Below are 23,542 nucleotides of genomic sequence, written 5' to 3'. Positions count from 1 at the left end.
ACCCGCGCGCGACGACCCTGCGTCCCCGAGCAGCCGGGGCGCTCGGGGACGCACGCGCCGGGCCGGGAGCTCAGTCGGTCACGTAGCCGAGAGCGGCCTGCGGGGTGGACGTCGCCCTGGGCGGTGCGTAGCCGGCGGAGCGTCCGCACGCGCTGTCGGGCAGCGCGGCCTTGGGGTTCGCCGGTGGCCAGTACAGCCGCTGCGCCGCGGTCCACGGCTCGGCCGCCTGTCCGTCGAGCAGCAGCGGGATGAGCCCGCGCTCCTCCTGAGTCAGCGGCACCATGTACCCGTTGGGCCGCACCTGGACCCGCCAGCCGTGGGCGGCGATCCGGTCGGCGAGCGTCGTCTCGAACCCGGGTGGGCTGTCCGACCGCGGGCCGTGGTACTGCTCCTCGGTGAGGAGGTAGCCGCACAGCCGCTCCTCGTCGAGGACCTGGTCGGGACCGGGGACCTCGTCCGGTGGCGGCGCCTGCCCCGGGTGCGGGGCCGGGAACGCCGGCACCGGGTAGGAGCCGCGGAAGACGATCGGCCCGGTGTTCGCCGTCTGGGCGCGCCGTCCTTCCTCGCCGGCCCGGAGGATGTCGGCCTGGTGGGCGCGGAAGTAGTCGAAGAACTGGTGGTAGGTGTAGATCGCCGAGTAGGTCTTGCGCTTGCGGCTCTCCGGGGTGTTGGTGCCGCCGTCGCTGGGCCGGGTGGCGCCGCCCGAGCTGCGCGCCTCGAGCAGGACGCCGACGATGTTCTTCAGTCCGAGGGTGTTGCGCAGGATGGTCTCCTGGCTCAGCCCCACGGCACCGCCGCCCTGGCAGCCGTACGGGCAGTACCACCAGCCGTCCTGCGAGCCATGCTCGTAGAGCCAGTCCTCGACGAGGTGCTTGCTCTGCAGGTGGACCGGCTCCGGGACGTTGAGGTGCCGCGGGAACATCACCGGCAGGTCACCGGCCTGGCTGTTGCCGAACTCGTGCCCGTCGAAGGCGGCGTCGGGCCGGTAGTCGCGCAGCATCTGCGTGAAGGCGAACGTCTCAGGCTGGCGGATGAGCGAGAAGTCCCGGTTGAGGTCCTGGTTGACGAGGTTGCCGCGGCGGTTGAGCGCCCGGCCGTCACCGTTGATCGACGGGACGAGGAGCACCGTGGTGTTCGACAGCAGGTCGATGGTGCGCTCGTCGTCGGCGAAGGCGAGCTCGCGTGCCAGGATGAGGCACGCCTCCCGCGAGGACGGCTCGTTGCCGTGGACGTTGCAGTTCACCAGTGCGGCCGCGGAGTCGGCGACCTCTGCGGCCGTCGCCGGGGGCTCCGGGTACCCGATGACGAACATGTTGATCGGCCGGTCCTGCAGCGTGCGGCCGATCTCCACCACCCGCACCCGGTCGCCGGCGGCGTCGAGGGCGGCGGTGTACGCGTACTCCTCGACGTCGCTCGTGTAGGTCGCGGCCCCCGTCCGTTCCCACTGGGTGCGCAGGTTCTCCCCCGGCACCTGCGGGTCACCCCACTGCGGCAGCGTGGTGTCGTGCACGGGCTCGGAGAACTCCTGGCCCGGCACCCGCACCCGCCACCGGAAGCGGTCACCAGGGTCGAAGTTCGCGTCGGCGAAAGCCGGCTCGACCTGGTCGACCTGCCGCTCCGGGCGCCAGATACCGGTGATCACCGGGTCACCGGTGACCTCGTCGTCCTCGTCGACCGGCGTGCGCTCGATCTCGTACTCGGTGGCACCGGGGACCGGATCCCACCGCAGGGTGGCAAAGCCCTGCTGCTGCTCGACGGTCAGGCCGGTGACCTGCCCCTCCTGCGCCTGTGACGGCGGGGTGGCCACCAGCGAGGCGACCAGTGCCGCTCCGGCGGCCGCCACGAGGAGCAACCGTCCGCGACGGACGGCGCTCGCTGTCTCTGTGCTGACTTCCATGGGTCGTCGTTGCCCTCTCACTCGCCTCTTCCCAACACGCGTCATCGCCGTGTCCGAGCCAGGGTCCTCACCTCCCCCGTCGCGCCGGGGACGGGCCATGACGTCGGGACCCGCCGGGCAGGTGTCGCGGGAGGCGCGTGCGCGCGAGCGCGCCCGGATCGTCGGCCACCTCGGCACCGCCGCGCCATCGCTGCCCCCCCGCCACGCAGCCGGCACGCCTCGGCTACGTCCGGACGCCGGACGTCCACGACCGCGCTCCGGACGCACCACACCGGCCGCCGGCGGCCGGTGACACGTGCACCTGACGCCGACGGTAGCGGGCAGGCAACGCGCGTGCCAGCGCTTCGCCGGGATTCCATGTGGGGCCCACCACACGTGACCTCGACGACAGTTGTCTCCAAAGTGGCCATTTTCGCCCGACACTGGATGCGGTCGTGCTCGCCGGGTCCGCGCAGGCCGTGGCCGTGGCCGAGGGGCCGTCCCCCCGCCGACGCGTGGGGACGACCGCGTCGTCAGTCAACTATCGGGGGGTTCTTGTGTACCGACGCATCAAGCAGGCCGGCGTGACCGCACTCGTCGCTACCGGTCTGGTCGTCGCGGGGGTCGCCGCGCCGGCGAGCGCCGCATCGACGGGCGGCGCAGGAGGCGCGCTGACGAACCGGCTGGACCAGTCCTTCACCTCCGCCGGTCTCACGTCGAGCTACCACATCTTCGCCGCCGGGCTGGACTGGTCGCGCCCGGTCGGGCTGCTCGTCTACACCGACGGGTCCGGGGGCTACGGGCTGGACAACCCGAACAGCACCTACCTGCTCGACGCCGACGGCGACGCCGGACTGGTCGCGGTGGCCCGCAAGCACAACCTGCTGCTCCTCACGCCCGAAGCGCCGGCACCCGGCTGCGACGGCACCGACAACTGCTGGTACGACTCGCGCAACGCCGTGGGCAAGGCCCGCTGGTCCTCCGACCTCATCTCCCGGGTCACGTCGCAGTACGACATCGACCTCGACCGCGTCGTCATCGGTGGCTACTCCTCCGGCGCGCAGTGGACCACCCGCTTCTTCCTCCCGGCCCACGGCGAGGCGCACTCCGTCGACCTGGCCGTGGCGATCGCCTACGGCGGCGCGCCCGCGACGAAGGCCTCGTTCTCGCAGGAGTACCGGCGATCGACCGTGGTGTCCTTCGACACCGGCACCGCCGACGAGGCGTACACGACAAGCTCGTGGGGCGCCCGCGGCGGCTACAGCTGGTACACGGATGCCGGCTTCGTCACCGACGCCACCTGGCCCTCCGGCGTCGGCCACGGCCGCGGCCGGCAGTTCGCCGCCATCATGGACCGCGAGATCACCCAGCACCTGCCCGCCGCCCGTGCCTCCGACCAGAAGGGCTCCTCCTCCGGCGGCGAGGAGTCCCGCGAGCCCTCCTCCGGCAGGGAGTCGCCCTCGCCCGCGCCGGCGCCGCGCCCGACGATCCCCGGCGACGACGGCTCCAGCACCCGCTCCATCGACGACGGCGGCGTCGGCGGCACCGGCCGCGAGTACCACCTGAGCAACAGCTTCACCGGTGCCGCCGACCGGGTGCTCCAGTACGGGAACCGGGCCGGACGTGTCTACGTCGGCGACTGGGACGGGGACGGCACCGACACCCTGGCCTACCGCATCGGCAAGACCTTCTACATCCGCGACGCCAACAGCACCGGCGGGCCCACCCGCGTCATCAACTACGGCCGGGCCGGGGACCGCGTCTACGTCGGCGACTGGGACGGCGACGGCACCGACACCTTCGCCGTGCGCCGCGGCAAGACCTACCACGTGAAGAACTCCGTCACCGGCGGTGACGCCGACCGGGTGATCCGCTACGGCCGCAGCGGCGACGACGTCCTCGTCGGCGACTGGGACGGCGACGGTCGCGACACCTTCACCGTGCGCCGCGGCAAGACCTACCACGTGAAGAACGCGATCCGCGGCGGCGACGCCGACACCGTGCTGCACTACGGGCGGGCCGGTGACGACGTCTACGTCGGCGACTGGGACGCAGACCGCGCCGACAGCCTGACCGTGCGCCGCGACCGCACCTACTACGTCAGCAACTCCCTGCGCGGGGGTGACGCCGAGACCGTGCTGGTCTACGGTCGCGCCTCCGACACCACCCTCGTGGGCGACTGGGACGGCGACGGCCGCGACACCCTCGGCATCCGCCGCTGACCCCCTGCGCAAGGCCCGGAGCACGCGCTGCTCCGAGCCTTCGCCGTCCCTCCCGCCCGGCGCATCGACGCTGCGGGCCGCAGGCCGGTCCGACGTCCACCGTCCGTACCCCCGCTGTGGGTATGCTCCGGGGCGGAAGCAGCCCGAGCGCCGACACCGCGCTGGTAAAGTCGCTGGTTCCGATGGGGGAGACCCGGCTGCTCACGGAGGATTTCGGATGGGGTTCATCAAGGCGTTCACCGGCGCGCTCGGCGGCACCATGGCCGACCAGTGGAAGGACTTCCTCGTCCCGCCCCGGAGCCTGGCCCCCACGGCCGCGATCTTCCCCGCCGTCCCTCAGGGGCAGAACATGGGGCGCGGCTCGAACACCCAGGGCTCGGCCCACATCATCACCAACGGCAGCAAGATCCTCGTGCCGGAGGGCCACGGGCTCATCACCCTCCAGGACGGTCAGATCACCGGGTTCATCGCCGAGCCCGGCGGGTTCATCTACACCTCCGACGACCAGAACTCCCAGTCGATCTTCGCCGGTGACGGCATTCTCAGCCCGACCGTGACGACGTCGTGGGAGCGGTTCAAGTTCGGTGGCCAGCCGGGCTCCCGGCAGCTGGCGTTCTACGTCAACCTCAAGGAGATCCCGAACAACCGCTTCGGCACCCAGTCCGAGATCTACTGGGACGACGCGTACCTCGGCGCCCAGGTCGGCGCGATCACCCGGGGCACCTACACGCTGCGCATCGTCGACCCGATCCTCTTCGTCCGGCAGTTCGTGCCGCAGACCTACCTCGGCGACGCGCCGCGGGTGTTCGACTTCTCCGACCTGGACAACGACGCCGCCAGCCAGCTCTTCAACGAGGTGGTCGGCTCGCTGGCGCAGGCCTTCTCGATCTACACCAACGACCCGAGCCAGGGGAACCGGATCACCCGGATCCAGTCCGACTCCGTCGGGTTCGCCCAGTCGCTGAGCCAGGCTGTCGAGCAGGGCTACCGCTGGACCTCCGACCGCGGTCTGGCCATCGTCAAGGTCGCCATCCAGGCGATCGAGTACGACGAGGACACTCGCAAGCTGCTCAGCGACGTGAAGAAGGCCGACGCCCTCGGCGGAGCGCGCGGCAACTCCTTCATGCAGCAGGCCGCCGCCCGCGGCATCCAGGCCGCGGGGGAGAGCGGCGGTGGCGGGGCCGGCATGGCCTTCCTCGGCATGGGCATGAACGCCGCCGGCGGGGCGATGGGCGGGCTGCAGCAGCCGGTCGCCCCGGGATACCAGCACAGCTACCAGCAGGTGCCGCAGGCCGCCTACGGCCCGCCGTCGGGCGGCTACGGCCAGCCGCCGCAGGGCCCCGGCCACCCGCCCCACGGTCCGGGCCAGCCGCCGCAGGGCCAGCCGCCACAGGGCTACGGCCAGCAGCCCTACTACGGGCAGCAGACGCAGGGTCAGGGCCCGCAGGCCGAGGGATACGGGTACCAGGGGCAGGGGTACGCGCAGCCGCCGCAGGGCTACGGGCCGCCGCAGGGCCAGCCGCAGAGCCCGGCCCAGGCCCCGCCGCCCCCGCCGGGGCAGGAGCCTGCCCCGCAGGCGCCGCCCGCCCCCGAGCCGCCCGTTCAGGGCGCCGCGGCCCCGGAGGACCCGGTGGCCAAGCTCAGCCAGCTCAAGACGCTGCTCGACCAGGGCCTCATCACGCAGGCCGACTACGACGCAGCGAAGGCCAAGGTCCTTGGGCTGTAGATGACCACGACGCAGGACCCTGAGCGGGCACAGCCGGCCGCACCCACCACCCCTCCGGCGGCACCGCCCGCCCCCTCCGGGCAGCCCGCCGCCGGCTTCCCGCACCCCGGGGTGGCCGCCGCCCCGCCCCCGCCGACCGCCCCACCGGTCGCCCCGCCCCCGCCGACCACCCCGCCTGTCGTCACCTCCCCTCCGCCCGCAGGGACGGACGGGCCGCAGGTCGTCCGGACGGACGCCGATGCGCAGGACGGGTTGGCCAAATGCCCCCGCTGCGGTGCCACCGAGATCAGCCTCAACACCGCCAGCGGGCTGCTGCGCTGCCTGTTCTGCCGGCACGAGTGGGGCAAGCAGGACGACGAGCTGTTCATCAACCAGGACATCCGGACCCTGACCGGTCTGGTCATCGGGTCCGGCTCGCAGGACATCGTCGCCTCGACCGACGAGGTGCTGACCTTCAAGTGCACGGCCTGCGGTGCGGAGGTCGTGGTCAACACCGCCGAGAGCACCCAGGCCCGGTGCCACTGGTGCCGGAACAAGCTCTCCGTCAACCAGCAGATCCCCAACGGCGCCGTGCCCGACATGGTGCTGCCCTTCCGCCTCCGCAAGGAGGACGCCGTCGAGCGGATCCGCGGGTTCGTCAAGAAGCGGCGGGCCTTCGCCCACCCCCGCTTCCTCAAGGAGTTCGCCCCCGAGAACGTCATGGGGGTGTACCTGCCGTACATGGTGGTCGACATCAACGCCCACGCCCGGTTCGCCGGGGAGGGGGAGCACTGCACCCGGACGTACATGGTCGGCAGCGGTGACCGGAAGCGGCGGGTGTACGACGCCGACGTCTACCGCGTGCGGCGCGAGCTGGACATCTACATCAACGACCTGACCGTCGAGGCGGCCGCCGAGCGCCGGAACCAGGACACGAGCCTCAACTCCAACAACATCATCAACGCGATCATGCCGTTCGACGTCGAGAACTCGGTCCGCTACGACGCGAACTACATCGCCGGCTTCACCTCCGAGCGGCGTGACTCGAACATCGCCGAGCTTGCCCCGCTCGTCGAGCGGCAGGCGCGCGACGTCACCCGGCACCGCGTGGCCGACGAGACCCTCGGCTTCTACGACCGGGGGGTGCGCTGGGACCGGCAGGAGGTCGACATCCGGGGCCAGCGCTGGGCGGCGGCCTACCTGCCGGTGTGGCTGTACAGCTACCACGAGAAGCGCTCGAACGGGCGGTCCTTCCTCCACTACGTCGCGGTCAACGGCCGCACCGGCGAGACCATGGGCAGCGTCCCGGTCAACCACCCCAAGCTGCTCGCGGTGGCCGGTGTGGTCCAGGTGGTCGGGATGGTCCTCGGCACGATCGTCATGGCGGTGACCTGATGGTGCACTCGATGATGTGGGCCGCGAGCCAGGGCCAGGTGCTCGCCGGCGAGTCCGGCAGCGGGGACATCGGCTCGCTCGGCCTGCTGCTCTACCTGTCCGGGTTCGTGTTCTACGGGCTGATGTACCTGCGCTACCGCAACGTCGACAAGCGGCACATGCACGCGCGCGAGACCGAGGCCACCATCGACAACCTGCAGGCCACCGACGAGCTCAAGGGCAAGCGCACCCGCCTGCGGAACAAGCGCATGGACGGCGCGAACGAGCGCCACATCGAGGGCGCCCAGCTCAGCGGCATCGGCCAGCTGCTGGGCGGGGTGTCGCAGAGCACCGGTGCCCTGCAGAAGGTCTTCACGAGCTTCCGCTGAGGGACGCCCGACATCTGGCGGCTGCGCGTTCCCGAGCAGTCGGTGCCGGCCGCACAGCGCGGCACGCTGCCGTCGACGCGCGTCCGACCTCGGACGCGTCGTCCGCTGCCCGGCGTCACCGCTCGAGGAGCTCATCACCGAAGGCGCGAACCCCCGCTCGGGTGGTCCCGGCGGGGGTCCGGCTTCACTGCCTCTGCCACTGCGCGCCCGGAGGGACTCGAACCCCCAACCTTCTGATCCGTAGTCAGATGCTCTATCCATTGAGCTACGGGCGCACGGCCCGGTGAGGGCCGACGTCGAGCATAGCCGCCCGACGGCGGCGGTGGAAATCGTCGGGCCGATTCGGTGACGTGACTTCCACCACCGGGTGGCGCTCCGGACGCCGCGCACGGCGTCCGGAGCGCCGTGGGTCAGGCCTGGGCCCGACGGTGGAGGACCACGCCGGCCACGAGGACCAGCACGGCCAGGAGGGCCACGCCGGCGATCGCCGCGCCGGTGACCGGCAGGGCGCCGCGCCGGTCACGGTCGCCGGAGGCGGTGTCGCTGCCGGCGCCGGGCTCCTCGTCGGTGTCGTCCTCGTCCGCGCCGTCGTCCGGGGTGTCGGCCGGGTCCGTCGGCTCATCCGCGGGGTCGGTGGGCTCCTCGGCCGGGTCGGTGGGCTCCTCGCTCGGGTCCTCGCCCAGCGCCGCGAGGACGGCGGGCGGGGAGGTGACGACGTTGCCGGCGTCGTCGGTCACGCGGGCGTACCAGAGCTGGTCGACCTCACTCGCCCGGAGCGCAACCTCGACGGGCTCGCCCGGCGCGGCCGAGGCCGAGAGGAGCTCGGTGGAGGGCGTCGTCACCGCCCACGCCGTCGGGGTGAGCGTCGTCGAGCGCACGAGGTCGACCTCGACGACGAACTCCTCGTCGGTGGCGTCGTACCGGGCGTTCGCGCCGCGGTAGGCGGGCTCGTCGTACCGCCAGGCCTCGAAGGTGTCGAGCGTCGGGGAGTAGGCGTTGACCGCCATCAGCCCGGCGTCCAGGTCGAGCTGGAGCAGGCGCTGGAAGCCGGTGTCGCGGTCGAGCATGTCGGACCGCACCACGGTCGGGTCGTCCAGCAGGGTGGAGCGGTAGCCCTGGTAGTCGGCAAGCATCTCCACGACGGTGCGTCCGGACGCACCGACGTTGCTCACCGCGACGATGTCGTCGCCCAGCTCGGTGGCGTCGGTCTGCTCACCGGTGACGGGGTCGGCGTACTGGGTGGACACGCCGTGGTAGTGGCCGCCGAGGACGAGGAAGATGTTCTCGTTCGGTGCCACGACCCGCTCCCACACGTCGACCGCGGTGGCGGTGTAGCGCCGGTCGACGTCGTCCCGCTCCCCGCTGGTGTGCAGGTAGGAGTGGGTGGCGAGGATGACGCTGTGGTCCGGGTGGGCCTGGGCCTGCTGGGAGGCCCACTCCATCTGCTCACGCGACGGCCGGTAGGGCAGGCTGATGACGAGGAAGTCGGTGCCCGCCGCCGAGAAGTAGTCGGTGTGCGCGGAGTTGTCCCCCGGGGCCCACGGCTCGCCGTACCAGGGGTGGCCCTCGTACATGCTCACCGGGAAGTACTCGTTGTACTTGTCGTTGTTCCGACCCCAGAAGTTGTCGTGGTTGCCGGGCAGCACCCCGTTCGGCACGCCGGCGTCGTTGAGCAGGGCCATGATGGCGCTGGCGGCCGCGAACTCCCGGTTCGCGCGCTCGGGGGCGTGGTTGCCGTTCATCCAGTTCTCGATGATGTCGCCGGTGAGCGTGTTGTACCCGATCTTGCGGGCGTCGGCGTTGGCGACCACCCACGTGGCCATGCGACGGAAGACGTCGCGGAAGCCCTCGGCGAGGAACTGGGTGTCGGACATGTGGTTGAGCGCGACGTCGTAGCTGCCCGGGTCGGCGAAGGCGTTGTCGTGCACGCCGACCTCGTCGAGCAGGCCACCACGGGTGCGCGGCCCGTCGATGACCAGGACGTGCGCGACGCCGTCGGTGACGTCGGTGATGTCACCCACGAGCGTGACGTCTCCGTCCGCCGACGGGACGGCGGCGTCGGCCTGCTGCCAGGCCGTCCCGTCCCACACGAGCAGCTGGAGCTCGTTGCGGGGCGTCGTCGTGCCGGACCAGACGAACTCGACGGGGCCGCCGGTGGGCACCTCGAAACGCTGGAACGGGTACCCGCCGCTGCTGCCCTCGACCTCGGCGGCGGGGTCCGCCACCGGCTCCTCGCCGGCGACGACGAGCGTGGCCGGCACCGGGTCCGGGCTGACGCCGGCGTGGACGAGGACGTCGTCCGTGTCGCGCAGGTCCGCCACGCGGGCACTGAGCTCCAGGCTCGTGCCGCCCTCGTCCGTCGTCGTGACGGTCACGGTGCCGCCCTCGCCCCGCGTCACCACGGGGGTTCCGGGGACGTGGTCGGTCTCGACGCTCACCGGGTCGAGCTCGCCGGGCAGCGGGACGGTGGGGTCGACGTACTCGGCGTCGACGAGCTCACCGGGCGTGCGGTCGGTGACGACGAAGTCGAGCTCGTTGTCCCCCAGGGACTGGGCGCGGGTGTAGCTCTCGCCCAGGTCGTTCTTCGTCCAGTTGCGGGCCTCCTGGCCGAGGCGGCAGGGCGTGTACTGGTTGACGTTGACGTCGTAGGAGGCGAAGGCGTCGACCAGCCGGCCGTCGGCGTCGGTGATGTACATGCCGTAGCCGTCGGTCTGGTTCAGACCGGTCGCATAGATGCCGTCGGCGATGTCGCGCAGCGCGGCGGGGGCGCCGGCGGCGACGCCGAGGTAGGTCTCACCCGGCTGCAGCGTGACGCCGAGGTCGGCGATCTGCACGTTACTCCCGATGCCGGGCTGACCGGTGCCGTAGCAGCGGTGGGCGCTCCACCCGGTGAGGTCCACGGGCCGGTCGCCGTAGTTGGCGAGCTCGAAGAACTCGTCGTCGCTCCCGGCCGGGCCGGCGGGTGCGACCTCGCTCAGACGCACGTCCCGGAAGCCCTCCCACCGCGGGGCGGGGGCGTACTCGGCGGCCGGGTCCTCGCGGCCCGGGGTGCGGGTCGCCGTGACGATGAAGTCGGTGAGGTTGTCACCGGTGTCGGTGACCCGCTGGTAGGTGGTGCCGTCGAAGTGGTTGAGCTTCTCCTCGATCGGGCGCCCGTCCGTGCACGGGCTGTTGCGGTTGTCGTACACACCGGCGCGGTCGACGATCTCGTCGTCCGGGGTGAGGAGCATGACGCCGAAGTCGCGCCAGTGCATAGAGGTGCTGTACGTGGCGTCGGCCTGGTCGGCGTAGGCGCCGCCGGCGCGGGCGGCGAGGAAGCTCTCGCCGGGCTCGATGACGTGCTCCGGGAAGGCGCCGATCTGGAGGTACTGGGTGCCGTTCTCACCGCAGCGGAAGAGCTGGTAGCCGGTGACGTCGACCGGGTCGTCGCCGTAGTTGGTGATCTCGACGTACTGGTCGGTGGTGCTGGCCGACCCGCTGTTGTTGAACTCCGAGAAGCGCAGGCCGTTGTCGATCCGGGCGACGTCGTGCTCGGTGACGTTCGGCCGCCCGACGGTGCGCGGTGCCACGACCCAGTCCCGCTCGATGTCCCCGGTGTTCGAGACGCGCTGGTGGGACTCGTCGAGCCGGTGCTGCAGGCCCCGCTGCAGCCACTTCCCGTCGACGTGGCAGTCGGTGTGGATGTCCTCGTGGTAGAAGCCGATGGCGTCGCGCCACTGCCCGGTCGCGTCCTCGAGGAAGGCACCGAAGCCGAAGGCGTGCAGGCTCGTGTCGTAGTAGGAGTCGGCCTCGTACCCGGAGCCCTCGCGGGCGGTGACGTACTGCTCACCGGGCTGCAGGACGGTGCCGTCGGCGACCACGGCCTGGGGTCCGTACCCGCCGCCGGTCTGTCCGCAGCGGTAGATCTTCCAGCCGGAGATGTCGACCGGCTGGTTGCCGTAGTTGGTGATCTCGATGAAGTTCTTTGCGGAGTCGCGGTTGGCCTGGCTGGTCGCGCCCGGGCCTCCGTTGGCGATCTCGCTGATGAGCACCGGCGAGCCGGGCTCGATGTCGTACCGCATCGGGAGTGCTGCGGCGGCAGGCAGCGCCGCCCCGAGTGTCACGGTGGCCGCGATCCCTGCGGCGAGCAGCGCCCGGCCCCGGAACATGCCTGATCGGCGAAGCATGACGTCCTTTCCGTCTGTGGAACGGTGGGACAGATCCCACCGGGGCGGCATGCTGCCGGGTGCCGACGAACTGGTCGTGACGCCCAGGTAACAGGACGGCAAACGTTCAGGCCGGAAGGCGTGTCGCGGCGCCGAGGTGGGGAGCCGACCGGGGCGGGCGCGCACACAGACCGGGTATGGATGCACGCCCCGCGCCCGGCCCCGCTGCCCAGCCGCCCGTCCCTGCCGAGTTGACCGCCCCCGGCTGGAACGGCGACGTCCTGCGTGCGGGTGTGGCTCTGCTCGCCATCGACCTGCTCATGGTCGCGGCCACCACCGAGGACCGGACCGCCGCACGCTCGCTCGTGCTGGAGGAGCTCGGCGGGTGTGGCGTGCTGGAGCGCTCGGCGCTGTGTGAGGTCCTGCGCCGCATGACGTCGGAACAGGCCCTCCTCGCCGCGTGGCTCGACCTGCCTGCGGACGCTCCCCCGAGCGCCGACGCGGCCGTGCCGTGGCTGCTGGCTGCGTTGGCCGCCGACAGCGCGCTGCAGCGTCGAGCCGACTCCCGCGCCCGGCGTGCCGAGCACCGCGACGCGGCGGCGCAGGTGGTCGCCGACGGGCTGCGCGTGCTCGCGCCGGCCCTGGTGGACCTGCCCGTGCTCGCCGCGTGGCTGACGGTCGCGGAGGAGTGGGCCCGGGACCACAGCCGCTGGCCGCTCGACGAGCTGACCTGGCAGGACGACGCCGACGACATCGGCTCCCTGGAGTGGGGTGACTGCGAGTGGGGAGGCAACCGGGTGTGACGCACACACATCCACCGTGTGAGTCCTTTTGCCACCACCCTCTCCGTCCGCCTCCACCTCACTCGGGTCGCGCACTGGGCCATCTCCACCTACGAGTCGTGGCTGCACACCGCCATGCTGGGAGAGCCGGCCGCCGTGGTTGCCGACATGGTGACCGCTGCCGAGCTCACCACCGAGACCCTCGGCGAGGTGGCCGACCGTGACGGGTCGGCGCAGCCGCGCGTTGGCTGCATCGGCGCCACTGTGGGCAGAGCGCTTGTGCGCCACGCCTGTTCGAGCGCCCTCGAGTCCGTCCTGACCTGGCTGGTGGAGAGCACGGCCGCGGTGCTGCATTCCCTCGGGTGCTGACCACAGCCCACCACGGTTGCCGAGCGGGTCTCGGAAACACGAGGACCGAACCGCTCGGGTCCGGGTCCGCGCACCACGGTCCGCGACGCCGCCGAGCCCACCGCTCCTCGGCGCCTGGCGTCCGCCGCGGTGGCCCGGCCGAGAGGCCGGGCCACCGCGGGTCGGTCAGCCGCAGCTGCGTGCGGCGTAGGGCACGGTCACCGGGACCGAGACCCCGTCGGCGGAGAGGGTCACGTCCACGTCACCGGCCGGCAAGGAGGCCTGCCGGGTGGTGAAGGCGTGGGACGCGCCCCGCTCCGGCCCCAGGTCGGTGAAGACCGTGGAGCCGTAGGCCGTGTCGGCCTCGACGGTGACCGGCCGGTCCTCGCCGTTGTTCGCGCGCACCGTGAGGACGGCGCGGCCGACCACACAGCGGGTGTCCGCGGTGACGGTGACGTCGAGCGTCGGCTCACCGGTGGCCTCGGTGAACTCCCAGCTGTCGAGCTCCATCAGGTCGCCCTCCGGACCGGTGTAGGTGAAGAAGACGTCGTGGGTCCCCGTCGCGCCGGTGAGCGCGGCGCTCACGTCGCTCCACTCCCCGACCGGGCCGGCGACGTCGATCGTCCCGAGCACGGGACCCGTCTCGCTCCCGGTGCGCACCTGGATCTGTGCCCCCTCCTGGAGCGGGCGGACCCGCGCGGTGACGGATGCGGCGCCCGACTCGCCGAAGGCGACGGAGGACAGCGCGGTCCAGTCGCCGTGGTCGACGTCGGTGACGGCGAGGTTCGGGGCGTCGGGACCGAACTCGGCCGACTCGACGTCGACGGGCGCCGTCGCGATGCCCTTGCTCCACCCCAGCGTCTCTGCCTCGAAGGTGCGGTACGGGTCGAAGTCCCGCACCTGCTCGACGCCGGCGTAGGTGCCGACGACCTGGACCGCGGTGCCGTCCTCGTTGAAGGTCAGCTCCTGGATGTGCGGGCTGCGGTAGCCCTGGGTCTGGTTGCCGGTGATCCGTTTGTTCAGCGTCGGGGCGTGGTAGGTGAAGTAGTACTTGCCCTCGTACTCGAACACCGACTGGTGGTTGTTGCCTCCCGTGCCGGCACCGAAGAACTCCGACTGGTTCGGGAAGATCACCCCCGCGTAGGTGTCCTTGTCCCACACTGTCGGGTCGTCGGAGATGAGGTAGCCGATCTGCCCGCTGCCCGGGTAGCCGGGCACCCGGGGCTGGTTGCCGCCGAAGTCCGCGCCCCCGAAGTGGGAGGAGTAGGTGAGGTAGTACAGGTCGCCCCGCTTGAACACGTGGGCGGCCTCGAAGGCGACCGGGGCGTCGACGACGAACGCCGACCCCTCGGTGTTGACGAGGTCGTCGGTGAGCCTGATGCCGCGGAGGTTCTTCGGGTTGTTGAACCGCTCCTCCGGCGGCATCGAGGTCGATGCGGGGCCGCCCCCGAAGTAGAGGTAGGCCTGGCCGTCGTCGTCGATGAACGGCGCCGGGTCGAAGCGCCAGGCGACCTCCTCCGTGCCCGGTGTCGAGGCGTTGATCAGCGTGCTGGTCCGCTGGCTCACCCACGGCCCGAGCGGGCTGTCACCGGTGATGACGTTGCTCGACCCGCCACCGTTGGCGTAGTAGAGGAAGGTCTTCTCCTCCCCGTCGACCTCGTGCGTGACGGCGCCGGGCGCCCACGAGTTGTTCGTGAACGGGGCCACGCCGGTGGGTCCGGCGACCTGGATCTCGCCGTGGTCGACCCAGTTGACGAGGTCGGTGGAGGAGATGACGGTGATCTGGTTGATGTCGCCGTAGTTGATCTGCGGGGAGATGCCCGTCTCCGGGTCTGGGGCATAGCCCTGGGTGTCGTTCGTCATGTACATGTACACCCGGCCGTCGTGCACCAGGCCGAACCCGTCGGCGCCGAACTTGTGGCCGATGAGCGGGTTGTGCTCCCCCGGCAGCTTGCCGACGACCTCCACGGTCCGCGAGGGCGGGGGCGGTGGCGGTGCCCCGACGAGGGAGACGTCGTCGACCACGAAGTCCATGAGGTGCAGGTCCGGGTCGGCACCCGGGTCGCTCGTCCACGGCGTCTCGAGGAAGAGCCGGGCGGTGCTCACGCTCTGGTTGGCCGGGATGGTGAAGGTGCTGTTGATGTAGCCCCACTGCCCCCGGGTCGCGATGACGTCGCCGACGTTGGTGTAGCTCCCGCCGCCGTAGTGCATCGTCGCGAAGAACTGCTTGGTCGGCGGGCTGTCGGGGTTGTCGTACTTGATCCGCGCCCGCACCGTGTAGGTCGCCCCGGCCTGGACCTTGCCGCTCAGGTCCTGCATCGGACCGGAGCCGGTGGTCTGCCGATCGGTGACCGCGACGGCGTAGGAGCCGCTGAAGGCGTCCTCGGTGAGGCTCAGCGTGCCCCCGTCGGTGGGGTTGCCGTTGTTGACGAACCAGCCGGTGAGGCCGTCCTCGAACCCTCCGTTGACGATGAGCTCCTCGGTCGTCGGCTCCTCCGCGTGCACCGGCGATGTCGCCATCGCCAGGCCCGCGGACAGCAGCGCGCCGATGGCCACGACCGACACCGCTCTGCGTCGGTCGTGCCGTAGTCGTTCACGTGCCACGAAATGTCCTCCTCCTGGTACTGCGTGCGTTGGTCCAGGGCCCGCCGGTGGCGGAGCCCGGTCGTCGGTAGGGGCGGTCGTGCTGTCTGCTTCCGACGGTCGTCCGTGTCGTGGCTCCCTTCTGCACCGTCCGGGCGTGCACCGGGGGTCGGGTCGGCGCCGTGGGGACTACCCGCCGCAGGTGGTCGCGGCGTACGGCGCGGTGGCTGTCACCGGGTCGCCGCCCGTGGGTGTGAGGGTGAGGTCCACCTCCCCGGCCGACAGCTGGGCCCGGCGGGTGGTGAAAGCGTGGGAGGCGCCACGTCCCGGTGCCAGCCCGTCGAACACCCGGGTCCCGAACGCCGTGTCCGCCGCCACCGTGACGGGGCGGTCCTCGCCGTTCTGCACCCGCACCGTGACGACGGCCCTGCCCGCCACGCACCGGGTGTCGACGCTCGCGGTGACGTCGAGGGCGGGCGCGCGCTCCGCGAGGACGCCGAGGCGGGCGAGCTCGAGGCTCAGGGCCCGCTCCGGTGCGTCGATCTGGTTCTGGGTGGAGAACCCGCGTTCGCGGGCCGCCTCCGCCTTCGCCAGCGCCGTGGTCATCGCCTCCCAGGCCTCCGCCGGGTAGTCGGCGGGGTCGAGGGTGTGGGCGTGGGCGATGGCGGCGTCGAGGGGCGTCGGGTCGAGGGGGCGGCCGTCCGCGGTCAGGGTGTCGCTGAGGAGGAAGTGGTCGAAGTCGACGTGCCCGCCCGCCTCCTCGGTCGCGTAGTTGAACAGCCCGAAGCGGTGGCCCATGAAGTGGGCGAGGCTGCCGTCGAGGGTCTGCGGCCCCACCCGCTGGCCGAGCCGGTGCCAGGTCTCGCCGTCGAGGCTGTAGTAGAACGTCGTCCACAGCTGGCCGATGGGCGAGGTGAAGTCGGCGTCCGCCTTGAGGTGCACCTCGGTGGCGTCGCCGAGGTCGACGGTGGTGCCGGGCAGGAACGCCTCGGTCGCCTCCTGGTCGACCTCGACCGGGAAGGGCTGGACGCGGTTGACGACACCGAGCGTGGTCCGCCCCGCCTCGCGCCGCACGGCGACGTAGGAGAAGCCGCGGTTGTAGACGGCGAGCCCGGCCGTGTCGCCGTCCCGCATGCCGGAGAAGTCCAGCGCCGTCTCCGCGGAGGCCCGCGGGCCGAAGGTGCGCTGGGACAGGGTGTTGCGGGCCTCCTCGAAGTAGGTGAGCTCGGGCCGGTCACCGAGCTTGGTGAAGACGTACTCCCCGGTCACCACCTTGCCGGTGGTGAGCCGCAGCCGGCCGGGCCGGTCGGTCAGGGACCAGTACCGGTTGTCCGGGGCGTGGTTCCACTGCCAGACCGCGTCGAGGCGGGACCCGTTGAAGGCGATCTCGTCCGGGTGCGGGAGCTCGTCGGTCACCGGACGTCCCACGAGCGAGATGTCGTCGAGGAGGAAGTCCATAACGTGCGCGGCGGGGTCCGCCTCGATGGTGCCGCTGTCCACCCAGGGGGTCTCGACGAACAGGCGCAGTGTCGTCGGGGGCCGGTCCGCGGGCACGGTGAAGCTGCCCTCGATCCGGGACCACTCGCCCCGGCGGGCGACCCCCGAGGCCAGGTTGGTGTACGTGCTCGCACCGTCGTGGGAGGTGATGAGGAAGCGCTTCGTCTCGGGACTGTCCGGGTTGTCGTACCGGACCATCGCGGACAGGTCGTAGGTGACGCCGGGCTGGATGACGGCGGTGACGTCCTGGACCGGCCCGGACCCCGTCGTGGCGCGGTCGGTGACGAGGAGCGCGCGGTCACCGCCGTGGGCGTCCTCGCTCACGGAGAGCCGGGCCGAGCCGTTGACCTGCCAGCCGGTCGTACCGTCCTCGAACCCGGGGTTGACGAACAGCTCGGTGCCGATGAGCGACTCGTCGATGTCCGGCGCCGCGGGGACCTCCCACTCCTCGTCCATCCACGGGCGGTGCGGGGCGTCGTTGTCGAAGTCGTCGGAGGCGACGATGGACTTCTGCTGCTCCAGTCGCAGCTCGGCGTCGCTGAGCGTGATGGGGCGCGGGAAGGCACCGCCCACCGGGACCACCCCGTCGTCGCCGAAGGTCGGCCAGCCGTCGGACCAGGTTGCGGGGATGAGGGCGGGGATGCGACCGATCGGGAAGGTGTCGCGGAAGAACATCCCGTGCCACACGTCCTCGCCGTCCGGGCCGGCCACCGGCACGAGGCTGCCCTGCGCGAACCCGTTGGAGTTCAGGCCGCTGCGCGCGACGTAGGGGTTGGAGCCGTCCTCCGTCTGGTAGCGCCCGAGCAGCTCCTCGGCCCGGAAGAGGACGACCTGGCGTCCCTGGCCGGGCGGCCAGGTGATGAGGACGAGGTAGTAGTAGCCGTCGATGCGGAAGACCTGTGTGCCCTCGAACAGGCCGCCGATGAACGGCTGTCCCGGGTAGTCCGCCGGGCGCACGATGTTCGGGTACTCGGCGACGATCTCGGTGAGGTCCTCGCTCAGCCGGACGGCGTGCACGGCGCCGCTGCCGTAGAAGACGTAGGGAGTGCCGCCGTCGGCCTCGTCGAAGAAGAGCGATCCGTCGTGCAGCCCGCGGCCCAGGGCGATGCGCTCCCAGGCGCCGTTCTCGATGTCGTCGGTGGTGAAGATGTAGGCGCCGCCGAGGTTGTTGGTGTTGAAGAAGACGTAGAAGCGGCCCTCGTGGTAGCGCAGGGAGGAGGCCCACTGGCCCTGGCCGTAGGAGTTCTCGCCGTTGCGCAGCGAGAAGGAGTCGTTGATGCTCCCCCGGTCGAAGACGTAGGTGACGATCTCCCAGTTGACGAGGTCGTAGGACTTCATGATCGGCGCGCCGGGGCTCAGGTGCATCGTCGTGCTGACCATGTAGTAGACGTCGCGTCCCTCCCCGCTCTCGGCGGCCGGCACCCGGGCGACGCTGATGTCGGGGACGTCCGCGTTGAGCAGGGGCACGGTGTAGGTGCCGTCACCGCGGTCGGTCGACGTGTACGACGGCGCGGGATCCCACTCGGGTGGGTCCTCCTGGGCGGTTGCGCTCGGCGCGGTGAGCGCGGCCGTCATGCCGAGGGCCGCAACCAGTGCGCCGGCCGAACGTGCCACCCGGGACCGCGCTCCTCGTCCTCGGTCGCTGGTCGGGACGCCTCCACGGATCATGATGAGCTCCTTCGCCGGTCGACCGCCGATGGCGCACCACAGTGTTAACGCGAACATCGGGGTATAGGCAGAAACCTATCGTCCCCCCTGGCGGGAGGTCAACAGTCCGCGCGAACTGCCGTGCACCTCCGGCGTCGAATCTCCGCTTTCCTCCGCCCAACATTGGAGTCGTCTCCGACTTTCGGCCGAATTTTCACCCATTCCCCGAGGTCTGCAGACGTTCTCTCCTACTCTCGACCCACACATGCCGCGGCGGGCACGGACGCGGCCTCGCCGGAGAATGACGACGTGGCGGTCGGGATCAGGGCTCCCGGTATCACTCCCGAACTGTGGGGTCCTGCATTCTCGGTGGGTCGCACGATGTGGCCGCCGGCGCGGTATTGCGCTCTGTCCGACATGGATTGCACACGGTGCAACGGGGGTCGCACATGTCCCAGTCAGTTCGGCGCGCGATCAGCCTCGTCCAACGCTCCGCAGCGGGGCCACTCTCACTCACCGAAGCGGCTCGCCTCCTCGACGTCCACAAGTCGACTGCGCTGCGCCTCCTGCAGACCCTCGAGTCGGCGCGGTTCGTCAGGAGGACGGGAGCCGGGACGTACGTCTTCGGGGGCGGGCTCATCGAGCTGTCGGAGCTCACCCTCGGGTCGATGGACCTTCGTCAGCATGCGCACCGGCTGCTCCGCGAACTGCAGCGGCGCACCGGTCACACGGTGCACATGGCGCAGCGCACCGGCGACGAGATCATCTACATCGACAAGGTCGACAGCCCCGCCCACCGCGGCTTCAACCTGCCCTCGCGCGTAGGGAACGCGGTCTCCATCCATGCCAGCGCGGTCGGCAAGGTCATCCTCGCCCACCTGCCCCGCGAGGACCGCGAACGCCTCCTCTCCTACGTCACGCTGGAGCGACACACCGCGACGACCATCACCGACCGCGACGCCTTCGAGGTCGAGCTCGCGTCGGTCCGCCACCGCGGGTGGGCCGCCGACGACGGCGAGCACGACTCCTACATCGCGTGCGTGGCCGTGCCCGTCCGTGACCCCCGCGGACAGGTCGTCGCCGCGATCTCCGTCAGCTCGGTGGAGGCCGTCGCCCCGCTCTCCCAGCTCGAGGAGAACCTTCCGGCCCTCCTGGCGACCGCTCGAGGGGTCTCCGCCGAGCTGGGTCATGCCCAGTGACGGCCGGCACCGGGCTGCCACGGGCAACGGCCGGTGCGCATTGTGCAACGGTGCGTTGACACTGTTCCACGCCGAACTCCATGCTCAGCGCAGCGGCGCCGGGGGTGCCGCCGGTAGATCCCGAACCAGCTCGACGTTACGACTCAGCGAAGACTCGGACGCTTCGTCCCGCACCCGCGGTGACCGACGCAGGGGCCACCTGATGCCCCGACGTCGGTGATATGCGCGATCCGCAATCCACCCGCCCGCACCGGTCACGAGCGAGCTCCTCGAGGTGTCTACCCATGCGCTGACCAAGGAGAACCGACATGAGAACTCCGTCCTTCCGTCCCTCACGGCATGGGGTCGGCTCGCCGCCGAGACCCGCGTCTCGCAGGCGACGCCCGTGGGAGCTCGCGGCAGCCGTCGTCGCGCTCACCGCCCTCGCCGTCGGGGGCGCCGCCGTCTCCGCGAGCGCCGACGAGCCGGCCGACCTCGGACCGACGCTCATCAGGACGGACGTCGCACCGACCGGGTACGCGGTGACGTTCCGCTACGACGCTCCGCCGGACGTGGAACAGGTCCACATCTACGGTGACTGGACCTACGCCCAGCCGGAGACCATCACCTGCGACGGCTGCGGCGACCACCGTCTGCCCGCACAGTGGCAGCCCGGTGACGTCGCCGCCACCCAGTGGCGCACCATCCCGATGGTCAAGGGCGCCGACGGCATCTGGGAGGTCACCACGCCGCTCCCGGCCGGGACGTTCCGGTACGCGTTCACCCACGACTGCGAGAGCGAGGTCGCAACCGGCTGCACACTGCACGACGACCCCGTCAACCGGTGGGAGATCCAACCGCAGTACGCCGGCGCGCCCGGCGCGGTCCGCAGCACGTTCTGGGTTCCCACCCACCCGGACTTCCCGACGTACGCCACCGACTACCAGCGGCCGCTGCCGCCGGCGCAGATGGGTGAGCTCCAGTCGCTGCGGTACGAGTCGCCACTCTCCACCAACCCGCCCGGGGTCCATGACGTCGTCGTGTACACACCACACGGCTACGACCCGGACCGTGCGGAGCCCTACCCCACGCTCTACCTCAGCCACGGAGGCGGGGACCACTCCATCGCCTGGACGATGCAGGGAGTGGCGCACTACATCGTGCAGAACGCCATCAACGAGGGCGCGGCAGAGGAGATGGTCGTCGTCTCGACCGACTTCAACGGTCTGCCCGGCGGGAACGTCGGCTACGTCAACGAGCTCGTCGACAACGTGTTCCCCTTCATCGAAGAGAACTTCAACGTCTCCACCGACCCCCACGACCGCGCGTTCGCCGGGTTCTCGGCCGGAGGCAGCCGCGCGCAGACGATCGCGTACGACTACACCCACCTCTTCGGGTACCACGGCGTGTGGAGCATCGGTGGTGGCCCGGCGAACGCCGAGCAGGTCGAGCGGATGAAGAACGTCAGCGGAGCGATCATGTGGGGCACGGGGCTGCAGGACCGCCTCGGCAACATCGCTGTGAACTCGGTGGCACGGGCAGCCGCCCTGCGGGAGGCCGGTGTGGACATCGTCGAGCACAACGTCCCGGGCGGTCACACGTGGCACTCGTGGCGGCCGCTGCTCAACTTCTTCGTCCGCGAGGTCATCTTCCACGACCCGGACGACCGGAGCGGCATCCCGCTCAAGGCGACCGTCTCCGAGACCACCGGGGCGCTCACCCTGACGGTGGCGAGCTACGGCGACGCCGTCGAGCTGGGAGACGAGAGCCGGCTGGCGGACCGGCTCACCTTCCGGGGCGCGCTCCCGACCCTCACCGTCACCGACTCACGCAGCGACGAGCAGGCGGGCGGCGGCGGGTGGTCCCTCACCGGACAGTCGGGAGTCTTCCGGAACGGGTCGCACGAGCTGGGCGCGGGGCACCTGGGGTGGACACCGCGGCTGGCCGCCGCCAAACCGGGCGTGACACCCGGGGCACCGGTGGCGAGCGTGCTCTCCGACGGGCGCGGGCTGGCCGCCCCCGCGGCGCTCGCCACTGCCGACCAGACCGGCCGACGCGGCCAGGCAGCGGTGACGGCGGACCTCCTCCTGGAGTTCCCCGTCGCGGCGCCCTTCGGTGAGTACACCGCCAACCTCTCGGTCTCGCTGTTCCCGACCGACTGACCGCGGCGGCGTCGGGCAGCGCGCACGCGGGGTGTCACGGCCCACCGACGCCATCACCGTCGCGCCGGAGGCCACACATGCAACGGCCCGAACCCCCAGTGCGGGGGCTCGGGCCGTTGCCGGCGTGCTACGACGCCGATGAGCGGAGACGGTGGGATTTGAACCCACGGACGGGTTGCCCCGTCACGGCCTTAGCAGGGCCGCGCACTCGACCAGACTATGCGACGTCTCCAAGGTCATCACCAGGTTAGCGGGTTCCGCCTGTCCAGCCAAAGCCACTGTGGGAAGCGCCACGCCCCGACGGACGGACGGTGACGGCGCGCCCCCCGACCCGCCGTCAGTGCCGTCCCCGGGGGTGCTACGACGCCGGTAGGACGTCCGCGCGGGCCACCCAGAAGAGCCGCCGGTGGGTGCGCTCCTCGGTCTGGCCGTACAGGCGGCTGCCCCCGAGGTAGAGGTCCTCGGGGATGTGGGTGTCCTGCCCCGCGCGTCCCCAGCTCAGGGTGTCGCGGTCCTCCTGCGTCCCCACGCGCGCCAGGTCGAGGGTGCCCGCCGAGCCGGCGAACAGGTGGCGGCCGTCGCTCGAGGCCACGCCCTGGACCCTGTCGATCGAGGAGTCCTTGTCGATCCAGACGTTGTCCTGCGAGCCCACGACGCCGTCCGCGACCACGAGCTCACCCGACTCGGTGAGCGGCCAGCGGACGACATCGGCGGCGACGTCGTCGGCGGTGTACTCCGCCGAGACGATCGCCGGCTCGCCGGTCCAGTCGGTCGACACCGAGGAGAGCCGGGGCTCGCCGTACGGCTCCTGGTCCACGCCGACGTAGGTGCGGTCGGGGAGGAGGAAGTACCCGTCCTCGTCGGCCATCGCTGTCCGCAGGTCGAAGCGGTGGAAGCGGTCGGTGGCGGCCACGTAGAGGTACGGCCCTGCCCACGCGACACCGCCGTTGTGGCTGCGCAGCGGCTCGGTGGACCAGCCCTCCTCGGTCTCGACGGCGAGGCGCAGCGGCACGGCCGTGGCGCCCGCGAGCCGCAACGTCCCGCGGCGCCGTCCGTGCTGTGCGTGCTGAAGGTGCATGATGCCTCCTTCTCGACTGCAGGACCGTCGACCGTAGGTGTCGCTCCGCCACCCCCGCAGCGTCCTTTCCCGGGGGCCACGTGCGAGACTGCCCGCATGCGGAGGAACGACCTGCTCACCGTCCTGCTCGTCATCGCGGCGGTCGTGCTCGCCTGGTGGCTGGTCGGCCTGCTCTGGAGCGCGGTGTGGCTGCTGGTGCGGCTCGTCGTCGTGCTCGTCGTCGCAGCGGTTCTCTACCTGCTCCTGCGCTCCTGGCTGCGCAACGACCACCGACGCTGACGGCGTCCCGCCCACGTGCGGTACCCCCCACCCACTGGTAGGCAGGGGGGATGAGGCGCGGGGGGCGTGGGGTGGCGGCGGCCGTCCTGGCGGCGGCCCTGGCGGCGGGCTGCACGAGCGAGGACGACCCGCCGGCCCCGGCCGACACCACGGGCGCGGAGGTCGTCACCGACCACGAGCTGGACAACCCCGAGTTCACCCCGGGTGACGAGGCGTCGCCCGAGCCGATCCCCGCGGAGGACGGCGCGGTGCGGGCGCTGAGCACCGCCGCCGACGA

At 71.5% G+C, this 23,542-nt stretch carries 15 protein-coding genes and 2 tRNA genes; 10 read left to right on the top strand and 7 right to left on the bottom strand.

Features of this window, described 5'->3' with window-relative positions:
• Positions 1-70 precede the first annotated feature (70 nt).
• Positions 71-1,897 carry a M14 family zinc carboxypeptidase gene (locus Q0195_RS05365; RefSeq protein ID WP_299275579.1) on the bottom strand — a complete coding sequence of 609 codons (1,827 nt, stop codon included), beginning with the start codon at positions 1,895-1,897 and terminating at the stop codon, positions 71-73.
• Positions 1,898-2,460: 563 nt separating this feature from the next.
• Between Q0195_RS05365 and Q0195_RS05360 the strand changes: the two genes are divergently transcribed.
• From Q0195_RS05360 to Q0195_RS05340, 4 genes are all read left to right on the top strand, one after another.
• Positions 2,461-4,098, top strand: a complete 1,638-nt coding sequence (locus Q0195_RS05360) for a hypothetical protein (RefSeq protein WP_299275577.1) — start codon at positions 2,461-2,463, stop codon at positions 4,096-4,098.
• A gap of 217 nt (positions 4,099-4,315) precedes the next feature.
• A complete protein-coding gene (locus Q0195_RS05355; protein ID WP_366518078.1) occupies positions 4,316-5,824 on the top strand; it encodes an SPFH domain-containing protein in 1,509 nt (502 codons plus the stop codon).
• Complete coding sequence (locus Q0195_RS05345; protein WP_299275574.1) at positions 5,825-7,198, top strand: TFIIB-type zinc ribbon-containing protein; 1,374 nt, start codon at positions 5,825-5,827, stop codon at positions 7,196-7,198. It begins immediately after the preceding gene.
• A complete protein-coding gene (locus tag Q0195_RS05340) occupies positions 7,198-7,566 on the top strand; it encodes a hypothetical protein (protein WP_299275571.1) in 369 nt (122 codons plus the stop codon). The genes Q0195_RS05345 and Q0195_RS05340 overlap by 1 nt, the downstream gene beginning before the upstream one ends.
• A gap of 202 nt (positions 7,567-7,768) precedes the next feature.
• Here the strand turns inward: Q0195_RS05340 and Q0195_RS05335 are convergent.
• Positions 7,769-7,841 (bottom strand) — tRNA-Arg (locus Q0195_RS05335).
• A gap of 135 nt (positions 7,842-7,976) precedes the next feature.
• Positions 7,977-11,732 (bottom strand): lamin tail domain-containing protein, encoded by a 3,756-nt coding sequence (locus Q0195_RS05330; protein WP_299275568.1) that lies wholly within the window; start codon positions 11,730-11,732, stop codon positions 7,977-7,979.
• Between the two features lie 176 nt (positions 11,733-11,908).
• Between Q0195_RS05330 and Q0195_RS05325 the strand changes: the two genes are divergently transcribed.
• Both Q0195_RS05325 and Q0195_RS05320 read left to right on the top strand, forming a co-directional pair.
• The gene (locus Q0195_RS05325; RefSeq protein WP_299275566.1) at positions 11,909-12,514 is read left to right on the top strand and encodes a hypothetical protein; all 606 of its coding nucleotides are present in this window, start codon (positions 11,909-11,911) and stop codon (positions 12,512-12,514) included.
• Positions 12,515-12,532: 18 nt separating this feature from the next.
• Entirely contained in the window at positions 12,533-12,862 is a 330-nt protein-coding gene (locus tag Q0195_RS05320) for a hypothetical protein (protein WP_299275563.1), read from the top strand.
• Positions 12,863-13,027: 165 nt separating this feature from the next.
• Here Q0195_RS05320 and Q0195_RS05315 read toward each other — a convergent pair whose 3' ends face one another.
• Together Q0195_RS05315 and Q0195_RS05310 are read right to left on the bottom strand one after the other, a co-directional pair.
• Complete coding sequence (locus Q0195_RS05315; RefSeq protein WP_299275561.1) at positions 13,028-15,397, bottom strand: family 43 glycosylhydrolase; 2,370 nt, start codon at positions 15,395-15,397, stop codon at positions 13,028-13,030.
• Between the two features lie 216 nt (positions 15,398-15,613).
• Positions 15,614-18,535 (bottom strand): family 43 glycosylhydrolase, encoded by a 2,922-nt coding sequence (locus Q0195_RS05310; protein WP_299275558.1) that lies wholly within the window; start codon positions 18,533-18,535, stop codon positions 15,614-15,616.
• A 482-nt stretch (positions 18,536-19,017) separates the two neighbouring features.
• Here Q0195_RS05310 and Q0195_RS05305 point away from each other — a divergent pair, with 482 nt between their 5' ends.
• Together Q0195_RS05305 and Q0195_RS05300 are read left to right on the top strand one after the other, a co-directional pair.
• Positions 19,018-19,767, top strand: a complete 750-nt coding sequence (locus tag Q0195_RS05305; RefSeq protein ID WP_299275556.1) for an IclR family transcriptional regulator — start codon at positions 19,018-19,020, stop codon at positions 19,765-19,767.
• 308 nt (positions 19,768-20,075) lie between these two features.
• Positions 20,076-21,908, top strand: coding sequence for an alpha/beta hydrolase-fold protein (locus Q0195_RS05300; protein ID WP_299275553.1), 1,833 nt, complete (start codon positions 20,076-20,078; stop codon positions 21,906-21,908).
• A gap of 143 nt (positions 21,909-22,051) precedes the next feature.
• Here Q0195_RS05300 and Q0195_RS05295 read toward each other — a convergent pair.
• Positions 22,052-22,140 (bottom strand) — tRNA-Ser (locus Q0195_RS05295).
• 126 nt (positions 22,141-22,266) lie between these two features.
• On the bottom strand, positions 22,267-22,986 hold the full coding sequence (locus Q0195_RS05290) for a hypothetical protein (protein ID WP_299275551.1): 720 nt from the start codon (positions 22,984-22,986) through the stop codon (positions 22,267-22,269).
• Between the two features lie 96 nt (positions 22,987-23,082).
• Here Q0195_RS05290 and Q0195_RS05285 point away from each other — a divergent pair, with 96 nt between their 5' ends.
• Both Q0195_RS05285 and Q0195_RS05280 read left to right on the top strand, forming a co-directional pair.
• Positions 23,083-23,265, top strand: coding sequence for a hypothetical protein (locus Q0195_RS05285; protein ID WP_299275548.1), 183 nt, complete (start codon positions 23,083-23,085; stop codon positions 23,263-23,265).
• A 50-nt stretch (positions 23,266-23,315) separates the two neighbouring features.
• Positions 23,316-23,542: hypothetical protein (locus Q0195_RS05280; protein ID WP_299275545.1), on the top strand; the 227-nt coding region annotated here is incomplete at its 3' end.

The organism is uncultured Georgenia sp., assembly GCF_937958535.1.
Classification (GTDB): Bacteria; Actinomycetota; Actinomycetes; order Actinomycetales; family Actinomycetaceae; genus Oceanitalea.
Note: the sequence above shows the minus strand (reverse complement) of the source record. Positions and strands in the feature narration are given on the sequence as shown.

Excerpts from the sequence above, each read along its gene's own strand:
- Q0195_RS05345 (WP_299275574.1), top strand. The coding sequence starts at position 5,825 with ATGACCACGACGCAGGACCCTGAGCGGGCACAGCCGGCCGCACCCACC.
- Q0195_RS05355 (WP_366518078.1), top strand. The coding sequence starts at position 4,316 with ATGGGGTTCATCAAGGCGTTCACCGGCGCGCTCGGCGGCACCATGGCC.
- Q0195_RS05325 (WP_299275566.1), top strand. The coding sequence starts at position 11,909 with ATGGATGCACGCCCCGCGCCCGGCCCCGCTGCCCAGCCGCCCGTCCCT.
- Q0195_RS05305 (WP_299275556.1), top strand. The coding sequence starts at position 19,018 with ATGTCCCAGTCAGTTCGGCGCGCGATCAGCCTCGTCCAACGCTCCGCA.
- Q0195_RS05285 (WP_299275548.1), top strand. The coding sequence starts at position 23,083 with ATGCGGAGGAACGACCTGCTCACCGTCCTGCTCGTCATCGCGGCGGTC.
- Q0195_RS05340 (WP_299275571.1), top strand. The coding sequence starts at position 7,198 with ATGGTGCACTCGATGATGTGGGCCGCGAGCCAGGGCCAGGTGCTCGCC.
- Q0195_RS05365 (WP_299275579.1), bottom strand. The coding sequence starts at position 1,897 with ATGGAAGTCAGCACAGAGACAGCGAGCGCCGTCCGTCGCGGACGGTTG.
- Q0195_RS05290 (WP_299275551.1), bottom strand. The coding sequence starts at position 22,986 with ATGCACCTTCAGCACGCACAGCACGGACGGCGCCGCGGGACGTTGCGG.
- Q0195_RS05330 (WP_299275568.1), bottom strand. The coding sequence starts at position 11,732 with ATGCTTCGCCGATCAGGCATGTTCCGGGGCCGGGCGCTGCTCGCCGCA.
- Q0195_RS05300 (WP_299275553.1), top strand. The coding sequence starts at position 20,076 with ATGAGAACTCCGTCCTTCCGTCCCTCACGGCATGGGGTCGGCTCGCCG.